12 protein-coding genes and 2 pseudogenes are annotated in these 21,810 nt (G+C 68.6%); 3 read left to right on the top strand and 11 right to left on the bottom strand.

Annotated features, from left to right (window positions below):
• Positions 1-82 precede the first annotated feature (82 nt).
• Together OG246_RS29865 and OG246_RS29860 are read right to left on the bottom strand one after the other, a co-directional pair.
• Positions 83-1,012, bottom strand: a complete 930-nt coding sequence (locus OG246_RS29865; RefSeq protein WP_266470104.1) for an amidohydrolase — start codon at positions 1,010-1,012, stop codon at positions 83-85.
• Positions 1,005-1,832, bottom strand: a complete 828-nt coding sequence (locus tag OG246_RS29860) for an SDR family NAD(P)-dependent oxidoreductase (RefSeq protein WP_266470102.1) — start codon at positions 1,830-1,832, stop codon at positions 1,005-1,007. Before OG246_RS29860 ends, OG246_RS29865 begins: the two co-directional genes overlap by 8 nt.
• A 266-nt stretch (positions 1,833-2,098) precedes the next feature.
• Here OG246_RS29860 and OG246_RS29855 point away from each other — a divergent pair, with 266 nt between their 5' ends.
• A complete protein-coding gene (locus tag OG246_RS29855) occupies positions 2,099-3,424 on the top strand; it encodes a hypothetical protein (RefSeq protein ID WP_266470100.1) in 1,326 nt (441 codons plus the stop codon).
• Between the two features lie 65 nt (positions 3,425-3,489).
• On the opposite strand, the gene OG246_RS29850 is transcribed toward OG246_RS29855, so the two are convergent.
• From OG246_RS29850 to OG246_RS29825, 6 genes are all read right to left on the bottom strand, one after another.
• The gene (locus tag OG246_RS29850; protein ID WP_266470098.1) at positions 3,490-5,283 is read right to left on the bottom strand and encodes an RICIN domain-containing protein; all 1,794 of its coding nucleotides are present in this window, start codon (positions 5,281-5,283) and stop codon (positions 3,490-3,492) included.
• Between the two features lie 129 nt (positions 5,284-5,412).
• Positions 5,413-7,170: an amylo-alpha-1,6-glucosidase gene (locus OG246_RS29845; RefSeq protein ID WP_266470096.1), complete on the bottom strand. Its 1,758-nt coding sequence runs from the start codon at positions 7,168-7,170 to the stop codon at positions 5,413-5,415.
• A gap of 97 nt (positions 7,171-7,267) precedes the next feature.
• Complete coding sequence (locus OG246_RS29840; RefSeq protein ID WP_266470095.1) at positions 7,268-8,092, bottom strand: carbohydrate ABC transporter permease; 825 nt, start codon at positions 8,090-8,092, stop codon at positions 7,268-7,270.
• On the bottom strand, positions 8,089-9,060 hold the full coding sequence (locus OG246_RS29835; RefSeq protein WP_266470093.1) for a carbohydrate ABC transporter permease: 972 nt from the start codon (positions 9,058-9,060) through the stop codon (positions 8,089-8,091). Before OG246_RS29835 ends, OG246_RS29840 begins: the two co-directional genes overlap by 4 nt.
• Positions 9,061-9,080: 20 nt before the next feature.
• A complete protein-coding gene (locus tag OG246_RS29830) occupies positions 9,081-10,328 on the bottom strand; it encodes an extracellular solute-binding protein (protein WP_266470091.1) in 1,248 nt (415 codons plus the stop codon).
• A 144-nt stretch (positions 10,329-10,472) separates the two neighbouring features.
• Positions 10,473-11,504, bottom strand: coding sequence for a LacI family DNA-binding transcriptional regulator (locus OG246_RS29825; RefSeq protein WP_266470089.1), 1,032 nt, complete (start codon positions 11,502-11,504; stop codon positions 10,473-10,475).
• A gap of 282 nt (positions 11,505-11,786) precedes the next feature.
• Between OG246_RS29825 and OG246_RS29820 the strand changes: the two genes are divergently transcribed.
• Positions 11,787-14,468 (top strand): cellulosome protein, encoded by a 2,682-nt coding sequence (locus OG246_RS29820; RefSeq protein ID WP_266470087.1) that lies wholly within the window; start codon positions 11,787-11,789, stop codon positions 14,466-14,468.
• A gap of 86 nt (positions 14,469-14,554) precedes the next feature.
• Here the strand turns inward: OG246_RS29820 and OG246_RS29815 are convergent.
• Positions 14,555-14,707: pseudogene (locus tag OG246_RS29815) on the bottom strand (alpha/beta hydrolase); the annotation flags it as partial.
• A 358-nt stretch (positions 14,708-15,065) separates the two neighbouring features.
• Here OG246_RS29815 and OG246_RS29810 point away from each other — a divergent pair.
• A pseudogene (locus OG246_RS29810) lies at positions 15,066-15,269 on the top strand (aldo/keto reductase); the annotation flags it as partial.
• A gap of 102 nt (positions 15,270-15,371) precedes the next feature.
• On the opposite strand, the gene OG246_RS29805 reads toward OG246_RS29810, so the two are convergent.
• Positions 15,372-20,012, bottom strand: coding sequence for an AbfB domain-containing protein (locus tag OG246_RS29805; protein ID WP_266470085.1), 4,641 nt, complete (start codon positions 20,010-20,012; stop codon positions 15,372-15,374).
• A gap of 1 nt (position 20,013) precedes the next feature.
• A complete protein-coding gene (locus OG246_RS29800) occupies positions 20,014-21,792 on the bottom strand; it encodes a putative Ig domain-containing protein (RefSeq protein WP_266470083.1) in 1,779 nt (592 codons plus the stop codon).
• Positions 21,793-21,810 lie beyond the last annotated feature (18 nt).

Below are 21,810 nucleotides of genomic sequence, written 5' to 3'. Positions count from 1 at the left end.
GGGGTTCGAGTCGGGACACTACTGTCGACACTTTCGGCCTTCAAGGGGTGTGACAATGAAATGCCTGCCATCTCTGCCGACACTAGCGAGTTGACGGGAAGTCGAAGAGGTCCGCCGGGTTGTGGACCATCAGCCGCCGCAAGTGCCCGGGGTCGGGGGCGATCCGCTCGATGAGGTCCACGAGCAACCCGTCGTCCGGTGCGTCACCGGTGATGTTCACGTGCGGATAGTCGGTCCCCCACAGCACCCGCTCGGGCGCGTACGCGACGAGGGAGGCAGCCAGCTCGACGGCGTCGGTGTACGGCGGCCCCTGCCGGGAGACCCGGTCGACCCCGCTGACCTTCAGCCACACGTCCCCGGTGTCGAGGAGGGCGCGCAGGCTGCGCAGAGCGGGGCTGTCCCGTCCGGCGGCGAGGTCGACGCGCCCGATGTGGTCGACCACCGCCCTGCCGGGCAGCGCACGCACGAGGTCCTCCAGCACGGTGATCTCCTCACCCCTGACATGGAGTTGGGCCGCCCAGCCGAGCCCGTCGACGCGCTCGAGGACCGAGTCGATCTCGGCACGGGTGGGCGGAGTCCGCAGATGGGGCAGGAAATTGAGGCGGAAGGCCCGCACCCCGGCTCGGTGCAACTCCTCGATCTCGGCCCGTGTCGTCGACTCGCCGATCAGCGCCACCCCGCGCAGCCGGCCGCCGCCGGACTTCAGCGCGTCCAAGAGCACGCGAGGGTCGTGGCCGTGGCACGAGGACTGCACGATCACGGCCCGGGTCAGTCCCAAGTGGGCATGCACGGCGAAGAGTTGCTCCTTCGGCGCGTCGACTGGGGTGAAGGTGCGGTCCGGGTCGTACGGGAAGACGTCGGCCGGGCCGAAGATGTGGCAGTGGGCGTCACAACTGTCCGGCGGGAGCGCGAGCGTGGGCGTGCGGGGCGCCGGGTGCGGGGGCGGGCAGCCGGGCGAGGGCGTCAACTCGGGTGCTCGGACGGCGTGCCGGGTCGCCGAGGGCTCAGTCACAGCGTGCCGTCATTCCGCCGTCGACGACGATTTCCGTGCCGGTGACGAAGCGGGCCTCGTCGGAGGCGAGGAACAGGGCGGCGTACGCCGTGTCGCGGCCGTCACCCATGAAACCGAGCGGGATGCGGGCCTGCCGCTGCGCGAGCAGCTTCGCCACATCGCCGCCGGCCCGCTGCCCGGCGAGACGAGCCTCGACCATCGGGGTGTGCAGCTGTCCGGGGACGACGGTGTTCACCCGGATTCCGTCGGGGGCGAACTCGACGGCGGTCACCCGGGACAGCTGGATGACGGCCGCCTTGGCCGCCGCGTAGCCGACCTGGGCGGCGCCGGTCCAGCGCAGCCCGGACGCCGAAGCGGTGTTGACGATCGCCCCGCCGCCGCCGCGCCGCATCACCGGAATGACGTGCTTGCAGGCGAGAAAGGCGCTGGTGAGATTGGTGCGCAGTTGGCCGTCCCAGTCCTCCAGGCTCAGTTCGACGGCGCCGCCCGCACGCGAGCCGCCGACATTGTTGACCAGGATGTCGATCCGCCCCGCCCGCTGCTCGCACTCGGCGAAGAAGTCCTGGACGGCGGCGGGTTCGGTGACGTCGAGGACCGCGGTGTGCGCGGTGCCGCCCTCGTTCCGGATCTGCTGTGCGGTCAGCTCCAGGGACTCCTTGTCCCTGTCGGTCAGGAAGACGGTGGCGCCTTCCCGGGCGAAGATCACGGCGGTGGCGCGGCCGTTGCCCCAGCCGGGGCCGACGCTGCCGGCGCCGCTGATGACGGCGATCCGGCCGGCCAGCCGGCCGGGGGGCCGCGGATCGGGCGCGTCTTGGGTCACGGGGATCTCCCTCGGTCGGAGCAGGTCGGATCACTGGGACAGGCCTCGCAACCGGCAGGTGAGGCACCGGTCGTCGAGCGGCCGGCGGATGAGCCGCCAACCGCGGAAGCCGACGGGCAAGCCGCCGGGCCTGTCGACAGTCTTAGCCAGGTGTCGACAGAAAGTAAACATCTAGGCATTCGAAGCAGCTCTATTGCCTTTAGTGTCGACAGGCGGCTTGGATGGAGTCTGAGGACGAGTACCAGAGCCACGCCCGGAGGACGTCCATGGAGAAGCCGCCCGTGTTCAGCGCCGAGGAAGTCGCCCGGTTCCGCGAGGAGTTGGGGGCGCGGCGCGCTCCCGGCGCGTACGAACCCGGTCGCTGGTCGGTCAGTCCGCTCAACCGGCGTCCGGACGTGGTGGGTTCACTGCCGCGGACCGTACGGCTGCGGGACGCGACCCTGCGCTCGGTCGAGACCCTGCCGGGTGTCGTGGCGTCCGTCGAGGCGAAGGAGGCGTATCTGCGCCGGCTGGTCGGCACCGGAGTGGCCGAGGTCGTCACGGCCGGGATCGCCGGCCGTGACGACAGCGCGCTCAAGGCCGAGGTGGACCTGGTGAAGAGCGAGAACCCTCAGTGCCGGGTCGTGTGTCCGCTGATGCGCTCGACGGACGACATCGACCGTGCGGCCGAGGCGGGTTACGACGCCGTACAGGTATGGGTGCAGGGCTTCGGCGAGACGTCGCTCGTCTACCAGCCCGCGATCTACGGTCAGGCGTGGCGTGGCGAGGACTGGCGCACCCCGCAGACGCCACGCGGCCGGACCGACGTACTCGCCCGCGCGGCCCGGCTGATCCGCCACGCACGCGCCCGCGGCCTCGATGTGATCGTCCCGCTGCTGATGGTCTCCTACCTCACGGAGGAGGTCCACGAGGAGTCGGTCGCCGTGCTGGCCGAGGCGGGCGCCACCGAACTCACCCTGTTCGACGGGCCCGGCGCCATGAGCCCGGAGGCGTACGCACATCTGGTCCGTCGGACGCGGGAGTTGGCCCCGGACGTCGAGGTCGGACTGCACCCACACAACACGTTCGGCCTGGCAGTCGGTTGCGCGGTGGCCGCCGTGCGGGCCGGCGCGGCGGTCGTCGAGCTGTCGGTCAACGGCTACTGCGGTGGTCCCGGCAATGCCGACCTCGCCGCCACGGCCGTCGCTTTCGAGGCCCTCTACGGCGTCCGGACCGGGATCAGGACCGAGCGGCTGACCGAACTCGCCCGCGCGGGCGAGACCCTGACGGGCTATCAGCCGGCCTGGAACCACCCGGTGACCGGCACGCACGCCTTCTGCTGGGGCGGCATGGACCTCATCACCCAGGAGACGGAGGTCGACCCCCTCCTGCACAACTGCTTGGAGCCCGCCTTCGTCGGCAACCACCGTCTGGTCCCCTTCACCCCCGACAGCGGCCCCTACACCCTGTCCGACAAGCTGACGGCGCTGGGCATCGACCTCACGCACACCCAGGTCGAGGAAGTGCTCGCCAGAGCCAAGGAGTTGATGGCGAGCAAGGACCGCCTCCTCACCGACGAGGACCTGGCAGCGCTCGCCGGTGAGGTGCGATGAGCTTCCGGACGTGGGCGGATCCAGCCACTTGGACTGTCCCTCCACATCGTCATGCGTGACGGCGGTCAGCTCTTGCCGAGGAGACGCCAGATCTGGTTCTTCTTGGTGCTCAGTGCGCTCGCCGCATCGCAGGTCCACTGATGGATCTGCGCGCCGGCCACGGTCGAGACGTTGCTGACGTCGACGCACTTGCCGCTGTGGACGGCGACGAGCTGGTAGTCGTGGCCGTTGCCGAGCGCGGTGACGGGGTTGAGCGTGAACTGCTGGTTGGTGGCGCCGTTGCAGGTGTACTGGATGACGGCGGAGCCGTCGGCACTGGACGCGCCCGAGACGTCCAGGCACTTGCCGCTGGTCCCGTTGACGACCGTGTAGGTGTTCGTCTTGCCGCTGACCGGCTTGAAGTCGAACATCTGCTGGTAGCCGCCCTCGCAGTAGTACTGCTGGTACTGCGTGCCGTTGGCGGTGGAGCGGTTGGTGTCGTCAAGGCACTGGCCGCTGTTCTGGCTGACGGCGACCGTGGAGACGGTGGTGTTGGACGGGGGCAGCAGGGTGACGGTGTAGCCGTCCTTGGCGTTCGTCCACGGGAGGCTCACGGAGGCGGCGTTGCCGCTGACCGTGAGGGTGGTGTCGGCGACGGTCTCCGGGCCGGCTACGGCGGCTCCGCTGTTGTACGGGATGCGCTGGACGACGGCGCGGACCTGGCTGTTCTCCACGACGGAGGTGGTGTTGAGCCCGGTCAGATTGACGGTGACCGTCCCCGTGTTGCCGCTGCTGCCGAGCAACACCTTGGCGTTCTTCGCGGAGTTGTCCTTGGTCGCCAGGCCGTCGGTACCGGTACCCGGGATCAGGTTGACGATGTTGCCGGTCTGGGAGCCGTAGTACCGGTACATGAACCACTCGCCGAGCGGCAGGTACTGGCCGGCGCTGTTCTTGGTGAGCAGATTGGCCTCGTAGTCATGCAGGTTCGTGCCGGAGGCCCAGTTGCCGCGCATGCCGTCCGCACCGGCCCGCTCCAGACGGCCGATGAACCAGGCACCGCCGCCCGGGGACTGCATGGACAGGGTGGCGTACTCGTTGATCTGGTACGGCCGTGTGTTGGTCAGCCCCGCCGCGGCGAGCGTCGAGTTGGCGCGGCCGACGTCCGTGACCGGGTCGCCGGGCTCGTCGTGCCAACTCCAGATGTCCGGGGCCGCGTTGTTCGCCTTGACGTAGGTCAGGTACGTCGTCCACCAGCTGTTGGAGGAGTTCGGCTGGCCCGCGATGCTGGGGCCGACGATGAGCTGGGAGGGGAATGCGGCGCGCACCTTGGCGTGGAAGCGCGACCACATCTGCAGGAACTGCGTCCGCGACGCGCCCCAGAATCCGCTGCCGTCGGGCTCGTTCCACAGATCCCACTGAACGGTCATGTTGTTGGCGCGTACGTCCCCGATGAGCTGGGTGACGAAGTTGTCGAACTGAGTCCAGTCACCGTTGTCACCGGGCCAGCCCTGAGTGGTGGTGCCGTCGGCGCCCCACAGGTCGTGCGGCAGCAGCACGAAGGTGCCGCCGAGGGCGGCGGTGCGCTTGTACTGGGCCAGGGTGGAGGCCCAGCGGGTCTGGTAGTCGGCGAGGCTGGTGGCGTAGCCGCCAATGTTGAGCTGAGCGCCCCCGGCTCGCATGAAGTGCCACTTGATGTCGGTGAAGAAGTGGTCCTGGGGCAGCGAGCCGTTCGGGGTCATCCCGTAGATCGTCCCCGAGGCGTGGTACGTCGGAGCGCCCCCGGCGGTGGCGAAGTCGACGGTGACGGAGGTGTCGGCGGCGCGTGCCGTGGTCGCGGGGAGGGTGGCGGCGGCGAACGAGGCGAGGAGCGCCGCGATCACGGCGGTCCTGCGGCGTCTCGGGACAGCTGGTCTGCCGGGGCGTCCGGCTGGGGCAGGGAAGCGAGATATGCGCATGTGCGGGTCTCCCGAAGGGGGTACTGCCCGGGCGCGAGTCGCCCGGGGGGTCTGTCAGCCGCCGACGGCCTCCGTGGTCTCGGCGCGCCTCAGCTCGTGGGCCTCGGCAAGGAGGAGGTAGCTGCTGGCGGTCCAGGTGTAGGCGCGGTCGCGCAGGCCCGCGCCGGTGAGGGCGTCGAAGTTCTCCGCGAAGCCCGAGGTCTCGCACAGGGCCCGGAAGCGGGCGCTGATCTCGTCCGCGAGACGGTCGTGGCCGGCGCGGCGCAGGCCGTCCTCGATCAGGACGGTGGACGGGGCCCAGATCGGGCCGCGCCAGTAGCCGTCGTCCAAGTAGTGCGGTGAGGTGGGCAGTTCGGTGGCGAGGCCGTACGCGGTGAGGTGGGCCTCGATGCGGTCGGCCAGCGCGTCGCCGATGCTCTGGGGCAGGTGCTCGCCGAGCACCACGGGCATCAGGTCGAGCAGACTGGAGCTGGTCCAGGTGGCCCCGCTCTGTGCCGAGCGGGCGACGAATCGGTCGCCGGTCCACAGCTCGTCGAGCATCGCCGCTTGCGTGCCGTCGGCCGTTCGCGTCCACCTGCGCGCGTCGTCCTGCAGCCCCAACGCATGTGCGAGTTCGGCGAGTTCGCGCATTTGCAGCACGAGGAAGGCGGCCAGATCGGCGCTGACGATCACACGCTCGGGGTCGAAGGTGGTCGCGTTGTCCCAGCCGCTGTCATTGCCGTGCTGGTAGTGCGGGAGGGCTGCCCCGGGTGCCCGCCGCATGGTGAGCCAGAAGTCCGTCCAGCGGGCCAGCCGGTCGTACACCTCGGTCAACTCCGCCTCGCCGAGCGGCTTGGGGAGCCGTCGACGCAGGTGGCGCAGGGTCCAGCCGTGGATAGGAGGCTTGACGAAGTTGTAGAGGATCTCCGAGTGGGCCACCGAGTCGGGTAGCGCGCCGGTCTCGTCCTGGTGGTCGAAAGGCAGGGCGAACTGGTCCAGGGCGAGTCCGGGGCTTCCGGGGGCCAGGGCAAGGGCGTTGAAGCAGTGGTCCCAGCTCCACACCTTGTCCATCCAGTGCTTCGACATCAGCACCGCGGGCCGGGTGACGAAGCCCTGCGGCCGGACGGTCGCGGACCACAGGACATACGCGGCGAGTTCCGCGGCAGGCGTGCCCGACGAGCGCCAGGGCGCGACGGTGTCGACGAAGGAGGAGAAGGCGCCGTGCGCGGCGTCCACGACCTGGCCGAAGGATGCCGAAGGCGCGTACGGGCGGCGCGCGGTCTCGTACTCCTCGACCGCGGCCTCCCAGACCGCGCCGGCCTCGGCGCCGATCGTGACACCTCGCGCGGCGCTGCCCAGCGTCTGCGTGCCGGACGCCTCGGCCACGGCCCCCGACAGCACGGTGACGCGGTAGCGCCGCCCGGTCTCGTACGAGGTGAACACATACGCCACCGTGCCGGGTTCGCGGTAGAAGTAGGTGCCGCTGAACGGGGTCAGCACGGTCGCCGCCGCACCGATGCGCAGGCCCATCCCGTCACCGCGCAGGCGTACGGTGTCCGGCGACTCGTAGGCGAGGTCGATGCGGCCTTCGGCACCGATCCAGCTGAGCAGGCTTGGCGTCGCGTGCGGCCTGGTGGCGGCGCGATCCCCAGTGGGCAGGTCGAGCGGGAGGAGACGCAGCACGGCGTGCATGCCGTGCTGGTGCGAGACGAGGTGAAGGTCTTCGGCGATGGTCTTCTCCGCCACCACGGGCGAAATACCGAACCATGACCCGCGGGTGCTGAACGGGATGTCGTGGACGGAGAAGGCCGGGCCGGACGGGGCGGCGGTCATGCAGCGTGACTCGTTTCTGGAGCAGGGGTGATCGGCTCTTGGGCGTGCAGGAATGACGGGCCGGCCAACGGGTGGACCGTGAAGGGGTGAAGAGGAGTCAGTCCTTGACGGCGCCGGCGGTCACGCCGGCGGCTACGTAGCGCTGGGCGAGGACGAGGATCACCGCGGCGGGCAGCGAGGCCACGACGGCGGTGGCCATGATGGCGTTCCACTCCTGGTTGTTGTTGCCGATGTAGTGGTAGATGCCGAGGGTGATCGGCTCGTGCGCGCCGCCGCTGGCGAGGGTGCTGGCGAAGACGAAGTCGGACCAGGACCACAGGAACGCGAACAGCGACACCGTGACAATGGCGTTGCGGCTCATGGGCAGCACGATCGACCAGAAGGTGCGCACCGGCCCGGCGCCGTCCGTCTTCGCGGCCTGGAGCAGTTCGCCGGGGATGCCGGACATGAACGCGGTGAAGATCAGCACGGCGAACGGCACGGCCAGCGTGGAGTCCGCGACGATCAGGCCGGGCACCGACTGGAGCAGGCCGAGGCTGAGGTAGATGGCGTAGAAGCCCATCGCCATGATGATGCCGGGGATCATCTGGGCGACCAGGAAGAGGAAGCTGAGTACGCCGCCGCCGCGCGGGCGGAGTTTGGCGAGTGCGTAGCCGGCGGGAGCGGCGAGCGCGACGGTGAGGACGACGGTCCCCAGGCCGATGACGAGGCTGGTGCCGAGGTAGGGCAACTGCTGGTCCAGGACGGCTCGGTACCCCTCCAGAGTGCCGTGCACGGGGATCAGGTCCGGCGGGCTCTTGCGCATGTCCTGGTCGCGGGTGAAGGACACGTTGAGCATCCAGTAGACCGGGAAGAGCATCACCGCGGTGAACAGCACGCCGAGGGTCGTCTGCCACCACGTACGGCTGGTGCTTCGGTTCATGACAGTGCCTGCTTCCGCTGGACCCTGACGTAGACCAGGCCGAACACCAGGGCGGCGACCACAAGCAGGTTTCCTACGGCCGCTCCCGGACCGAAGGCCGGCAGCAGGCTGCCGAAGCCGAGCTGGTAGGACCAGGTGGCAAACGTGGTGGAGGAGTCGGCCGGGCCACCCTTGGTCATGATCCAGATGATGTCGAAGACCTTGAGCGTGTAGACCAGGCCCAGCAACAGAGTGATCGCGGACACCGGTCGCAGCAGCGGAAAGGTGATCCGCCAGAACCGCTGCCAGGCGTTCGCCCCGTCGAGGGCCGCCGCCTCGTAGAGGCTCGCGGGGATGGACTGCAGGCCGCTGTGGAGGACCACCAGATTGAACGGGACGCCGATCCAGATGTTCGCGACGATCACCGAGGCGAGCGACCAGCCCGGCGCGGTCAGCCAGTTCACCGGCCCTATGCCGACGGCGTGCAGTACGGCGTTCACGACACCGGAGTCGCTGTTGAGCATCCACGACCAGGTGGACGCCGAGACGATCAGCGGGAGCAGCCAGGGCACCAGGAAGAGGGCCCGCAGGATTGCGGAGAGCCGGAAGTGCTGGTTGAAGAAGACCGCGAGGGCCAGGCCGATGGCGTACTGGAAGACCAGACACACGGTGGTGAAGACCACGGTGTGGAGCAGGGCCGGGGCGAAGGTCGGGTCCTCGAATACGGTGCGGAAGTTCTGCAGGCCCGTGAACGGCGCATCACCCTGGACGAAGGACCGGACCGTGTAGTTGCGCAGGCTCAGGTCGATGTTGCGGTACAGGGGATAGGCGTAGAAGAGGACGAGGTAGACGGTCACCGGGGCGAGGAATCCCCAGGCGGCCCACTGCTGGGAGGTGGGGCGGCGCCGTGCCCGGGGTGGTGCGGTGGGGGCCGCACCACTGGTGTGGCGCACGGGCCGCCGGTGCGGCACTTTCGTCGTGTGGCTCATCAACGGGCTCTGATTCCTGCTTACTTGACGGCGGACTGCGCCGCGGCCAACGCGTCCTTCGGCGACTGCGAGCCACTGAGGGCGGACTGCACCGCCTTCCACAACTGCTCGGAGATCTTCGGGTACTTGGTGCCCAGGTCGTCACTGGTGCGTCCCTTGGCCGCCTTGACCGCGTCGACCCAGGGCTTCAGCTCGGCGTTCGCCGTGACCTGCTTGTCCTGGACCTCGGTGGTGGGTGCCACGTAGGACAGCGTGGTGTCGGTGTTGAGGAGGTTGTCGGTGCTGGTCAGGCAGGTCACGATCTTCTGTGACGTCGTGTAGCGGTCGGTCTTGCCCTGGACCGGGATGGTGACGAACTCGCCTCCGGTCGGGGCGGCCGCGCTGCCGCCGTCGGCGGCGGGAACTGGGATGACCCCGTAGTCGAAGCCGGCTTTCGCGGCGTTGGCGAGCTGCCAGGTGCCGTTCTCGCTGAACGCGTAGTCGCCGGTCGCGAACTCCTGCCAGCTGGTCGTCTGGGTGTTGTTGAGGACCGAGTTCGGCGCGTAGCCGTTCTTCAGCCAGTCCTTCCACAGCGTCAGCGCGGAGACGGCCTGGTCGGAGTCGAGCGCGGTCAGCTGGGCGCCCGATCCCCAGTACCAGGGCAGGAACTGGAAGGTGCCCTCCTCCGTGCCGATCGCGGAGAACGTGATGCCTTTCTTGCCGGCCTTCTTGACCTTCGCCAGCGCCGCCGTCAGCGACTTCCAGTCCTTGACCGAGGCTATGTCCACCCCGGCCTGCTTCAGCACCGCCTTGTTGTAGTAGAGGGCGAGGGTGTTGGCGCCGATCGGCGTGCCGTACGTCTTGCCGCCCGACTGTCCGGCCGCGAGGAGGTTGGCGTCCGCCTTCGAGGTGTCCAGCTTGTTGTCCTCGGTCGTGGTGAGGACCCCGGCCTCGGCCAGCGTCGACACCACCGGGTTGTCGACGATGAGGACGTCGGCGGAGTTGTCCTGCTGGGCTGCCAGCAGCGCCTTGTTCGCGAGGTCGCTGGTGTCGAACGCGGTGCGCTTGATCTTCACCCCGGCCTTGGTGCCGCAGGCGTCGAGCAGCTTCGCCCACGCGGAGCTCTTGTCGAACTGCGGGTACGGGTCCCAGATGGTGTACGTGCCGCTGTCCGCGGCCTTGGTGCCGGTGCTGCCCGTACCGGAGGAACAAGAGGTGGCGGTGCCGGCGACGGCGAGGACGGTCACGGTCGCGGCGGTGAGGCGGAGCCGTCTTACGGAGCTGTGCATGGCACGTTCCTTTGTTTTCTGGCACGGGTGTGCCCAGGCGGGTGACGGGGGAAGCGGGCATGCCGAACAGCCACGGCGAGCGGTGAGAGAGAACGGACGATGCCCGTGATGCGTGGTCAGGAGGGGTGGTGCCGGAGGCCGAGGTCAGGTGGCCTCGGTGGACGGCCTGCCGGTGGCGGGCCCTGTACTGGCGCGTAGCGAGATGGGCGGTGCGAGCAGGTGGTGCCGGGGCGGCGCGTCGGGGTGGTCGAGCCGCTCGACGAGGAGGTCGACGGCGTGTCTGCCCATCGCTTCCGCCGGTACGTCCGCCGCGGTGAGCTGCGGAGTCACTGTCTCCGCCCACCGGCCTGCCACGACTCCGGTGACGGAGAAGTCGCGTGGTACGTGACGGCCGGCCTGGGCCAGCCCGCGGTACAGGCCGCCGAGTGCGGCCTCGTTGAGGGTGACCAGGGCCGTGGTGGCCGGATCGTCGTGCAGGATCTGTTCCAGACACGCCTGGCCGGACGGGGCGTCGTCCCCGCAGCAGTACGTCCGCACGGTCAGCCCGCGCTCGGCCGCGGCCTTGGTGAAGCCGTCAAGCCCGCGGTGCGCGGACTCGTATCCGGCCCGCAGCAACTGCTCGGGCCGGTTGACGAAGGCGACCCTGCGGTGGCCGAGGTCCGCGAGGTGATGAACGCAGGCCCCTGCCAGCGCGGTGTGGTCCAGGCCGACCCACCAGGTGCCCTCGGGATGCGCGGTCCGGCCGATGGCGACGGAGGGGAAACCGAGGGCGGCCAGGTGATCGGCCCGGTCGTCCTCCAGTCTGATCTCCATCAGGATCGCGCCGTCGACCCGACGCTCCCCCAGCAGCCGCTGGAACGAGCGGTCGCTGTCGACGCCGCTGGGAGACAGCAGCACGTCGTAGTCGCGGGCCGCGGCCGCCTCCACCACACTGCCGATGAAGTCGAGTTGCATACCGGTGTAGTGGTTGCCGGCCGGCGGAAAGACCAGGCCGATCGTGTTGGTCCGCCCGTTGGCCAGGGCGCGCGCACTGGCGTTGGGCTGGTAGCCCAGCTCGTCGATGACACGCTGGATCTTCCGGCGGGTGTCCTCCGACACGGGGCGCTTGCCGCTCAACGCGTAGGACACGGTGCTCCGCGAGACACCGGCCCGCCGGGCGATCTCACCGATGTTCACGGGCACTCCTTGGTCGAACCGGTTCGATGCTGTGCAGGGGCGACGACCGGTCATCGAACCGGTTCGCGTGAAGTGAAGGTAGGAACAACCACTGCGGCTGTCAACACCTCTCACCACACCTCTCGTAACACCTCTGGAATCCAGGATGAGCTGACACGACTCCCCGCGCCAGAGGTATTGCCGCCGGATTTCCGCGGTGCTAACTTCCCGGCCCAGCAGCATCGAACCGGTTCGATGATGTCGCCCAGTGTCCGAACCCGCATGAAAACCACGGAGACCTCAGTGCGACGAAAGAGAACGACGGGAGCCGGTGCCGCGGTGGCGGCGGTCCTGGCCACCCTGCTCGCCGCCCCTTCCGCCGGAACCGCTCACGCCGCGGACCCGGAACGGCTCGTCATCGATCTGGCCACCGACACCGGCGCCTTCCACGGCGGCGCGGCCGGCTCGCTGTACGGGATCTACGGCGACGGGGCACCGAGCCGCAACCTCATCGAGGGCATGCACCTGCGCACCGTGTCCACCAAGGCGCAGGACGGCCCCCAGCACCCGGGGGCGGACGCGCTGGAGGTCCTGCCGCCGTTCGTGGACTCGGGCGGCAAGGACGTCTACATCTACATGACCGACATCTACCGCGGGTTCCCGTACCAGTGGCCGGGCGACAGTGGCCCCGAGCGGCTCGCGGACTTCAAGGAGAAGATCAAGAAGCAGGTCGCCCAGGTCAGGACGATGGGCACCTACAAGGACAACGTCGTCTACGTCCCGTTCAACGAGCCCGAGGGGAACATGTTCGGCTCGGGCACGTGGAGCTACAACAACGTCTCCTGGCTCAACGACCCGCAGTACTTCTTCGCGGCCTGGAAAGAGGTCTACCACCTCATCAAGGACCTGGACCCGGACGCCCGGATCGCGGGCCCCAACACCTCTCTCCTCTTCGACCAGGTCAAAGGCTTCCTGCAGTACGCCAAGGCCAACGACGCCGTCCCGGACGTGATGACCTGGCACGAGCTGTCGAGTCCCGCCGCAGTCCGCACGAGCGTGGCGAAGTACCGGCAGTGGGAGCAGGAGGCAGGGATCGGACCGCTGCCGATCAACGTCAACGAGTACGGCCACAACTACCACCTCTCCGTGCCGGGCCAGGTCGTCCAGTGGGTCTCCGCCATCGAGGAGTCCAAGATCGACGCCGATCTCGCCTACTGGAACATCGACGGCAACCTCAACGACTCGGCCGTCGACGCCAACCGGGCCAACGGCCAGTGGTGGCTGTTCAACGCCTACGGCCAGATGTCCGGGCACACCGTGCAGGTGACCGCCCCGCACCCCAACCAGCAGTACACCCTCCAGGGCGTGGCCACACTCGACACGAAGAAGAAGCAGTCCCGAGCGCTCTTCGGCGGCAAGAGCGGCAACGCGGACGTCGTCTTCAAGAACATCGATCCCAAGTTGTTCGGCACGACCGTGCACGCCACCGTGCAGGAGATCCCGTGGTCCGGGCAGGTCGGAGACTCGGCCCAGCCGCTGCGGCTCGCCGACCAGGAGGTCGCGGTCGGTGAGGACGGCTCGGTGACGCTGCCGATGACCGGCATGAACGAGATGTCCGCGTACCAGGTCATCCTCTCTCCGGGCGGCCACGGCGGGACGCAGGCCCACCCCTCGGTCGGCTGGCGGGGGACGTACGAGGCGGAGAACGCCACCTACACCGGCAAGGGCTACTCCAGGAACGGGCCCGAGGGCACGCCGTCGAACGTCGGCAAGTTCGCGACCAGCGGCAACTACAACGTCGGCGGACTGCGCACCGGATCCGACGGGGTGCTCGCCTTCGACGTGGACGTCCCGCAGGACGGCACGTACGACCTCAACGTCTTCGCCAACTCCTACAACCTGTACGGCCTGGTGAAGGAGCAGGGCCCCACCAACGTCTTCCTCCGCGTCGACGGCACGGACCCGCAGGAGTTGCTCCTGCCACTCGGCTACAAGTGGGTGGTCTGGGGACACACCGACACGACCGTGGAGCTGACCGCCGGCCGGCACCGGATCACGCTGGCGGCGCAGGACGCGGACCTGGGCGTCACCAAGGGCGACGCGATCATCGACAAGATCGACCTGTCGCTGCGCGACGAGAACGTGGCCGGCCCCGCGATCTACGAGGCCGAGTACGCCACCCTCACCGGGACCCGGCCGCACTACACGGATCCGGGCGTCTCGGGGCCGGGCGCGGTACCGCTGCCCAAGGGCGCGTCCGCGACCTTCTGGGTCCACTCCCCCGACGACGGTGAGGCGACCCTCTTCCTCGACCACCTCGCCGGCGGCCGGGCGGAGGTCTCCCTCAACGGCGAGAAGCTCGACGTTGCCGAGGCGGGCGCCGGGAAGAAGGGCACAGACGTTCTGCGGGTGTTCCTGTCCGGAGGCATCAACAAGATCACCGTCACCGGCGCCTCTCACGGACTCGTGCTGGACCGGCTGCGGGTCGCACCTTCCAGCGGCACGCTTGTGACGAAGGTGTACCAGGCCGAGGACGGCACCCCGAGTGGGGCCGCCAAGGTCACCGACGCGTACACCTTCGCCAGAGGCGGCACGTCGGTCACCGGCATCGGGGACGGCAAGGCCAACGCCCTCACCGTCGACGTCCTCGCCAAGCGGTCCGGGCGGCACGCGGTGACCATCCGCTACTCCAACGCCGAACAGGCACCCGCCACCCACTACAACCCCGACCCGATCACCCGCCACGCCGACCTCTCGGTCAACGGCGGACCGGCGCGGCGGGTGCTGTTCCCGACCACCTTCCACTTCAACGCCTTCCGGGAGCTGACCGTCCCGGTGACGCTGAAGAAGGGAACCAACCGACTCACCTTCACTGCTGAGGAACTGCCCGACTTCGACGGCGACACCTACAACCAGTACGACCAGCGGTCCCCGTACGCACCGGTGATCGACCAGATCGCGGTCACCCCACTGTCGGAGAGGTAACCGCAGGAGACGTACGTGACGCCACATGCGAGACGCGGCAGGCACGGGTGGCCGTGATGGCCCGTGCCTGCCGCGCTCCCTGTGGGGTCGTAGCGGGTGTCGTTGTCGACGAAGCGTTTGAGCCAGGTGACGCTGTATTTGGCGACTGTGGTGTTGGCGCTGGCGAAGGTGAAGCGGTCGGCGCCCTTGAGCTCGACGAACGCCTTGTCGTGGTCGTTCGGCAGCGCGTTGTATGCGGGTAGGTGCGGTCTTCCTTTCCGCCGCCAATGTGAAGTTGTTGAGTGGCCTGGGGCCTGCGTTCATGGACGGAGTACGACCGGACGCCGGTGACCACGTCCACGGGAGTGGTCCAACGACCGCAACCCAAGACGCAGAGGCGTGCGACCCTCACGCACCCGTTGGCGTCCGCGCACGTGACCCCCGCCCGCTCAGCATCGACACTTTCCAGAGCAGGCTTCCGAAACCGTCCCAGCGCACGTCAGCCACACCAGACAAACCAATGCTCACCTGCTCATCCCACCAGGAGGTACCCATGAAGATGCTCATCGACTTCTCGTAATTTGGTGCGGCCGCAGATCAGAACCATGCTGAGGACTCCAGCTCGCCCTTGCCTGGCTCCTGACACAGGGCGAGGACATCGTCCCCATCCCCGGCACGCGCAACCTCGATCGGCTCCAGGAGAACATCGGCGCCGCCCACGTCAGCCTCACCGATGCCGACCTCGCCCACATCAAGGAGATCCTGCCCACCGGCGGCTACGGCGCCCGCTACCCCGAAGCCATGATGCCGACCTGGAACTGAGCGGCCTGCTTGTGCGGGAACCGGATCCGAATCACTCCAGGAAGCAGCGACTGAAACTCATGCCCAGGGGCCGTTGGTCCCTCGCCGGCTGCAGTATGCACATCAGGTCCAAGCGCCCACCGGGATGAACGAGCTGTCGTCCTGGATGGGGGCGTCGGAGGTGGAGTACTCGTCCACCCACAACTGGTAGGAGCGGTGGCGGATGCAACGCGTGGGGAAGTTGTGGGACATCAACCGGACCGACTCGTTCTGTGATCCGGTGACGGCGTGGAAGGTCGCGTCCTGTTCGAAGGTGTCCGAGCCGTCGCTCGCGTCCAGCCTGATGCGGAAGCTGTAGTGGCGTAGGTAGCGGCCGTCGGCGCTGCGGAAGGAGAAGCCGGTCGCGTCCGCCAGACCGGCCACCACCGCGAAGCCGGCCTGCTTCTTGACGGTGTCGCTGCTGTTTTCGGTGACCTGGCCGAGGAGGCCGAGCGCGTCGGATCCGTACGCGGCGTAGTAGTCCGGGACGTTGACGGACTGCAGTGACCGGGCCGCACCGGCCACCAGGACGTGGCTGGGATCCAGCAGGTCGTACGCGGTGAACACCTCGTCGATCAGGGCGTCCTCGTCGGCGCCGGGCTTCGCCCCTTCCGTCTCGATGCGGTCGAGTTCGGCGGTGAAGGCCGCGTAGCTCTCCTGCGTCCAGGCGGCCTGGTCAGTCTCGCGAGCTCGGGCGAGGACCTGGGCAAGTGTCTGCGCGGTGACGGTGAACTCGCTGAAGTCTGACTCCGTGGCCGTGCTGGAGGCGGCGGTCGTGAAGGCTCCCACGTCCTGGCCGGTCACCGCGCTCGCGACGGTGGCCGTGCCGACGGTCGTCCAGGTGTTGCCGTTGGTGGAGCAGTAGCCGATGTAGTCAGTACCGGAGCGGACGAGCTTGAGCCAGGTCGGGTAGGAGGTGCTGCCGTCCGTCTCGACGCTGCGGTCGAGGGTTCCGTCGCCGTCGCTGTCCCACTGGAGCGCGACGCCGTGGCCCGGCGTCACCGACAGCGTGAGGTAGCCGGGTGAAGTGCCGGTGCCGGTGATGTCGTCGCGGACCATGATTCCGGCTCTTGCCCAGGCGGCGGTGGAGTCCTGCGAGGTCACCGCGACCGTGGCGATGGACGCCTTGGGCAGGGCACCGGTCAGATAGATGGCGCTGTACTGGTCGGTGTTGCCCCAGACGTCGGTTCCGTCGCCGTAGATGGCGAGGTCGGTGCCGGACTGGCCGTAGGCCGCCGTGGCGGCCGTCGCCGAGGTGAAGGTCTGGTAGGGGGCCTGGACAGGCTGGCCGAGGACGGTGGTCGCGCCCGCCGTCACGCTGACGTGGTCGAAGACGGTGGTGTTGAGGGCCGACGGGGTACGGGAGGTGACGGCGAACCCGACGTAGAACGGGGCCGAGCCGAAGGTGGAGATCGTGTCCCGGCCGATGACCGACCAGGTGGTGCCGTCGGTGGAGGCGGAGGCGGTGAACTTGTTGCCGCTGCGCTCCATCCGCAGCCAGGTGGGAGTGGCCACGCCGCTGCCGCTCGCGTTGGTGGTGGTCGTGCCGCCGGCCACCACCTGGCGGCGTACGAACTGTTTGACGCCGGTGTCGCCGCCGCCGGTGCTGGTCAGGATCGCGCCTGCCATCTGGCCGAACGGCGAGAGGGACTGGGTCATCAGCAGGCCGACCTGGTCGTCGTTGCCCGCGTTGGTCCGACTCGCGACCCGGGCGATGAACGTGGTGTCGCCGGTGACCGGCAGGTAGGTGTACTGGGCGGTCATGCCCTGGCCGTTGACGTTGAGGTCTGTGCCGGCGCCGCGCACGGTGAAGCTGGCGTCCGTGGAGTCGTAGCCGGTGATGCCCGGTGTGCGCAGGGACACCACGCCGTAGATACCCAACAGCCGTTCGTCCAGGACGTAGTCGCCGATGTCCTGGTACGACCACGGCGCGGGCGGCGGTGTCCCGACGCCGAGTTCGAGCGTCGCGGTGTCGGTGCCGGCGGCGTTGGTGGCCGAGATCCGGACGGTGAAGTCCCCCGTGCCCGTGGGGGTGCCGGAGATCAGACCGGTCGCGGCGCTGACGCTCAGCCCGGCGGGCAGTCCGGTGGCGTTGAAGGACGCGGGATCGTTGGAGGCGCCGATCAGATACTCGAACGGAACACCCGTGTTGGCGTACGCGGCTGACGCGCTCCTCAGTTTCGGCGCGGGCGGCGTCGGCATCGTCGCGTCGACCTCGGCCGAGACGGGGCCTGCCCCGCCCACGTTGGTCTTGGCGATCACGTAGTAGTAGGTCGTGCCGGGCGTCCCGGTAGGGTCGCGGTAGCCGGTGTGGACGCCGAAGCCCACCGGTCCCACGCCGGTGGCGATCGCCTCGTAGGGGCCGCCCGGTGAGGTGGCGCGCTTGACGGTGTAGCGGCCGGACAGGTCCGTATCGCTCCAGGTCAGCTCGATCGCGCTGGTCCCGGTAGTCGCCGCCAGTGCGGTGACGGTCCCCTTGGGCGCGGCCACCTGCCAGTGCGTGGAGGACTTGCGGACCACGGTGATGTTGTCGAAGGCCGCCGTTCCGGTCTCCGCGTAGGACTCCGCGACACCCAGGCACGAGCAGTTCACCAGGCCGACGTAGACGGTCGTGCCGAGGTCCAGTTCGGTGGAGCCGACCTCGGTCCAGTGCACGCCGTCCGGGGAGATCGAGCCGGTGAACGTGTTCTTGACGCGCTCAAGGCGCACCCAGTAGGGCATCCGCATCCGGTATCCGTCGCCCGCGGCCTCCACGTAAGGGGCCGACAGCGGAGTCGCCGAATCCGGCAGTGACCCCAGATTGGAGATCGGGTACGAGGCGGCCGTCGAGATCGCGGTCTGCTGTGCGGGCGGAACCGGGGTGCTGCCGGTCGCCGAGGTCGTCGCCCCGGTGGCGTCGCGGGTGGTCCACACCCCGCTCCAGGCTGCGAGGGTGAGGCCCTGGAGCAGCATCGCCGCGTGCGCCGAGCCCGCCGCCGTCGAACTGCGCATCATCACGCCGACCTTGCCGTACTGCGAACTGAGCGGGTACACCACCCGCGCGGTGATGGTCACGTTCCCGCTCAGCGACATCTGCGCGATCCGGAAGCTGTCGGCGGTGCCCGCGATGTCCGCGCCGCTGGCCTCCAGCGTGAACCGCTCGCCGTCGAAAGTCGTCAGCCCCGACGCCTGAACGGTTCCCACATTCCGCGACGACCAGTTGCTGGGCAGACCGGCCGTCGCGCAGGCCTCCAGAGAGGCCACACTCGTGCCCACCGCGTTGGTGGCAGTGACCGTGTAGTAGTACGTCGTGCCGATGGTGACTTCGAGATCGATGTACTTCGTGGCCGTCAGCCCGGTGGCGATCGTCTGGTACGTCCCGCCGCTGGTGCTCGCCCGCGCGACCGAGTACGTCGCCGCCGAGGTGGCGCTGGCCGGGTCCACCGACCCCACCCAGGCGAGGTCGACGGAGTCCGATCCGTTGCTCGCGGTCAGCCCGGCCGGAGCGCCGGGGGGCGCGACGGGAGTCGACGAGGTCGGCGCCTCGCGCGCGCAGGTCAGCGTGCCCCAGGACGGGTGGTCCTGGTCGTAGCCCTCGACGAACCGGGCCCCGTCGGTGCCCCGGAAGACCGCCTGCTTCGTGTACGGCGCCGGCAGGCCCAGCACGCTCACGTAGTGCGCGTAGGCCAGTTCGAAGATGGGGCGGGACAGACCCCGTACGAGGGTGGTGACCTTGGTCTTGATGTATTTGCCGGTGCGGTCGAGGTCGGCCACGAAGCTCACGTCGTCGTTGCCCAGGTTGTACTTCGCGTCGTACTCGTAGCCGGCGAGAATGCGGTTGCCCGCGAAGCCGAAGAGGTCGACGCCCTGGTTCCACGCCACCTGGGCCGCGCCGGCGAGCAGGCCGAGGGCCAACTGCTCGTGCGTCTGGTCCCGGCCGCTCTCCTGGCCCTGCCCGGCCGTGTTGATGATCCGGTGCCTGATGCTGCCGTTGCCCGCACCGGCGGCGGCGTACCGCACCGCGTCCTCGAACATCACGCGGTCGTCGCAGAAGACGCCGATGCCCAGGACGGTCTGGATGATTCCCGCGTCCCAGCCGCCGTTGGCGAACAAGGCGTAGCCGGACTGGGCCTTGTACCAGACGTCCTTGAGGGACTTCTCGCACCGCGCGATGTCCTCGGCCGCCCAGCCGTCGTAGCCGGTGTGGCGCAGGATCTCCGCCGCGTTGACGAACTTGAACCCCTGGAGGGACGCCCCGAGTTCACCGTCCGCGCCGGTGATTCCCTCCAGGGTCCGCGACCAGATGTTGACGATGTCGCGCGCCTTGTCCGCGTACCGGACGTCCTGCGTGATGTACCACATCAGGGCGTTCTGGTAGGCCGCGGCGGCATCGTTCGGCGCCTGGTCCTGGTAGTTGTACGGGCCGCGTCCCCAGGTGGTGATCTGGCCGGTGTTCGCCGCCGTGTAGTCGTAGGAGGACCGACTGTCCGCGGCCATGACCTGGTATCCCGAGTAGACCGGGTCCTCCTTGGCGGCGACCGCGGTTCTCATACGGTCGAGATCCTCCTGGGTGTGCAGGATCCCCGGGTGGGCAAAGGTGAAGCCGGCGGCCCCGTCCTCCACGGGTATCTCGGCGTGCGCCGTGCCCGACGCGAGGAGTGTGGCGGGCGCGGTGGCGGCGATCACGGATGCGGTCATGGTCCCGGTGCCGCCCAGGAACGACCGGCGGCTGAAGCGTCCTGCCATGTCAGCCCACCACCAGGGTGAGGGTCCGGGTGCCGGTGCCGACGGCGTTGGTGGCACTGAGCTCGACGGACGAGGTGCCGGTGTCCGTCGGCTTCCCCGAGATGACCCCGGTGGACTTGTTCACGGTCAGGCCGTCCGGCAGGCCGGTGGCCGCGAAGGCGTACGGGTGGTTGGACGCCTCGATGGTGTAGGCGAAGTCGGAACCGGCGTTCCCGGTCACGGAGTCCGCGCTGCTGATCGCGGGCAGCACTGCGGTGAGCGAGGCCCCGGAGTCGACGAACTTCAGGTTGGAGACATGCTCGTTGGTGTACATCGGGACGAAGTCCGAGGTCTTGTACCAGGAGGCGTGGCCGTCGGTGTCGGAGACGAGCGTCCCGTTGATGACGAGGTTCTCGAAGATGACGTCCTTGATGGCGTGGTCCGCGTCGTAGCCCACCATGTGCGAGGTGGAGGCGTGGGTCCCGGTGTAGCTGAGGTCCTTGATGTAGACCATCTCGATGCCGCGGCCGGCGGAGGTGTTGTACGACTTGTTGAACATCACCCGCATGTTGATGAGTTGTCCCCAACGGAAGTCCTCCACGCGGACGTCCTCGATGCGGACGTTGCGGATGAGGTTGCTGTCTCCGGCGTTGAGTGCGAAGCAGCCCTGGTAGTCGAGTTGTGGTTCGCGATGGTCGAGGATGTCGATGTTCTTGAAGGTGACGTTCTCGATGGTCTCGGGGTTGTCGGTGTTGCCGTGCGTGCCGATGTTGACCGGGTGCGCCACGTCGGCCCACAGCGTGGAGTTCTTGACGACGATGTTGCTGCTGTCGCCGACGAAGTCCCAGCGGTGGTTGTAGACGGCGACGCAGTCGTCGGAGTTGCGCATGAACACGCCGTCGATCACCACGTCCTGGCAGCAGAACAGGTCGATGCCGTCGCCCCAGCCCGTGGCGGACATCGAGCGAAGGTTGCGGATGGTGAGGTTCTTGGTCTGTCCGGCGCTGATGGAGTGGCCCCAGGGGAGCATCATCGTGACGCCGTCGATCTCGATGTTCTCGCAGTAGTCGACGCCGCAGGCGCCCCCGTTGGGTGCCTCGTAGACCAGGCCCCGGCCCAGCAGCTTGGCGTTCTGGACGTGGTCGAAGACGACGCGTGCCTTGAGCACCGCGCCGCCGGCCAGGTAGACGGTCTTGCCGCTGGGCACCGTGACCTTGCCGTCCGAGGGGGCGTGCACGCCGGGGCCGAAGTAGATGACGTCCGGGTCGTCCTCGCTGGGCGGATTGGTGTCGATCGCTCCGGCGAACAGCTGGAGGTTGTCGAAGAGGTCCTCGTTGAACTCGATGGACAGGTTGCGCGGTTCGGTGAGGCTGAAGGTCAGGGTGCCGCTGCTCTTGTCCAGTTTGTGCGCGATGTCGTACGAAGTGGGGCGGATCCGGGCCTTCTTGACCGTGTCCTGGGTGTAGGTGACCGAGACCTGGACCTCGCCCGAGAAGTCGAAGTACGCCATGGACGAGTTCTGTGTGGTGCCGCTTCCTGTTCTCGGATCGATGGTCATGAACCTCGCGCGGTAGACGTCGACTGCCTTCCAGGTGCCGCCTGGGGTTCTCACCTTGACGGCGAAGCTGTCGTTCATGGCGATGTCGTCGGGGACGGAGTAGGTCGCCACTTGGTTGGCGGAGTCCGATGCGTCCGCTGCCTGCGCAGGGCTCGTCAAGCTCGACACGTAGCCGGCGACGGCTACGGCACCAGCGGCGTGCAACAGCGTCCGGCGTGACAGGGGGGATTCGGGGAGGCTCATGTCGGGGGTATCCCTTTC

The sequence above is a fragment of the Streptomyces sp. NBC_00620 genome, assembly GCF_026341825.1.
Classification (GTDB): domain Bacteria; phylum Actinomycetota; class Actinomycetes; order Streptomycetales; family Streptomycetaceae; genus Streptomyces.
This window is presented reverse-complemented; position numbering and strand designations above follow the sequence as displayed.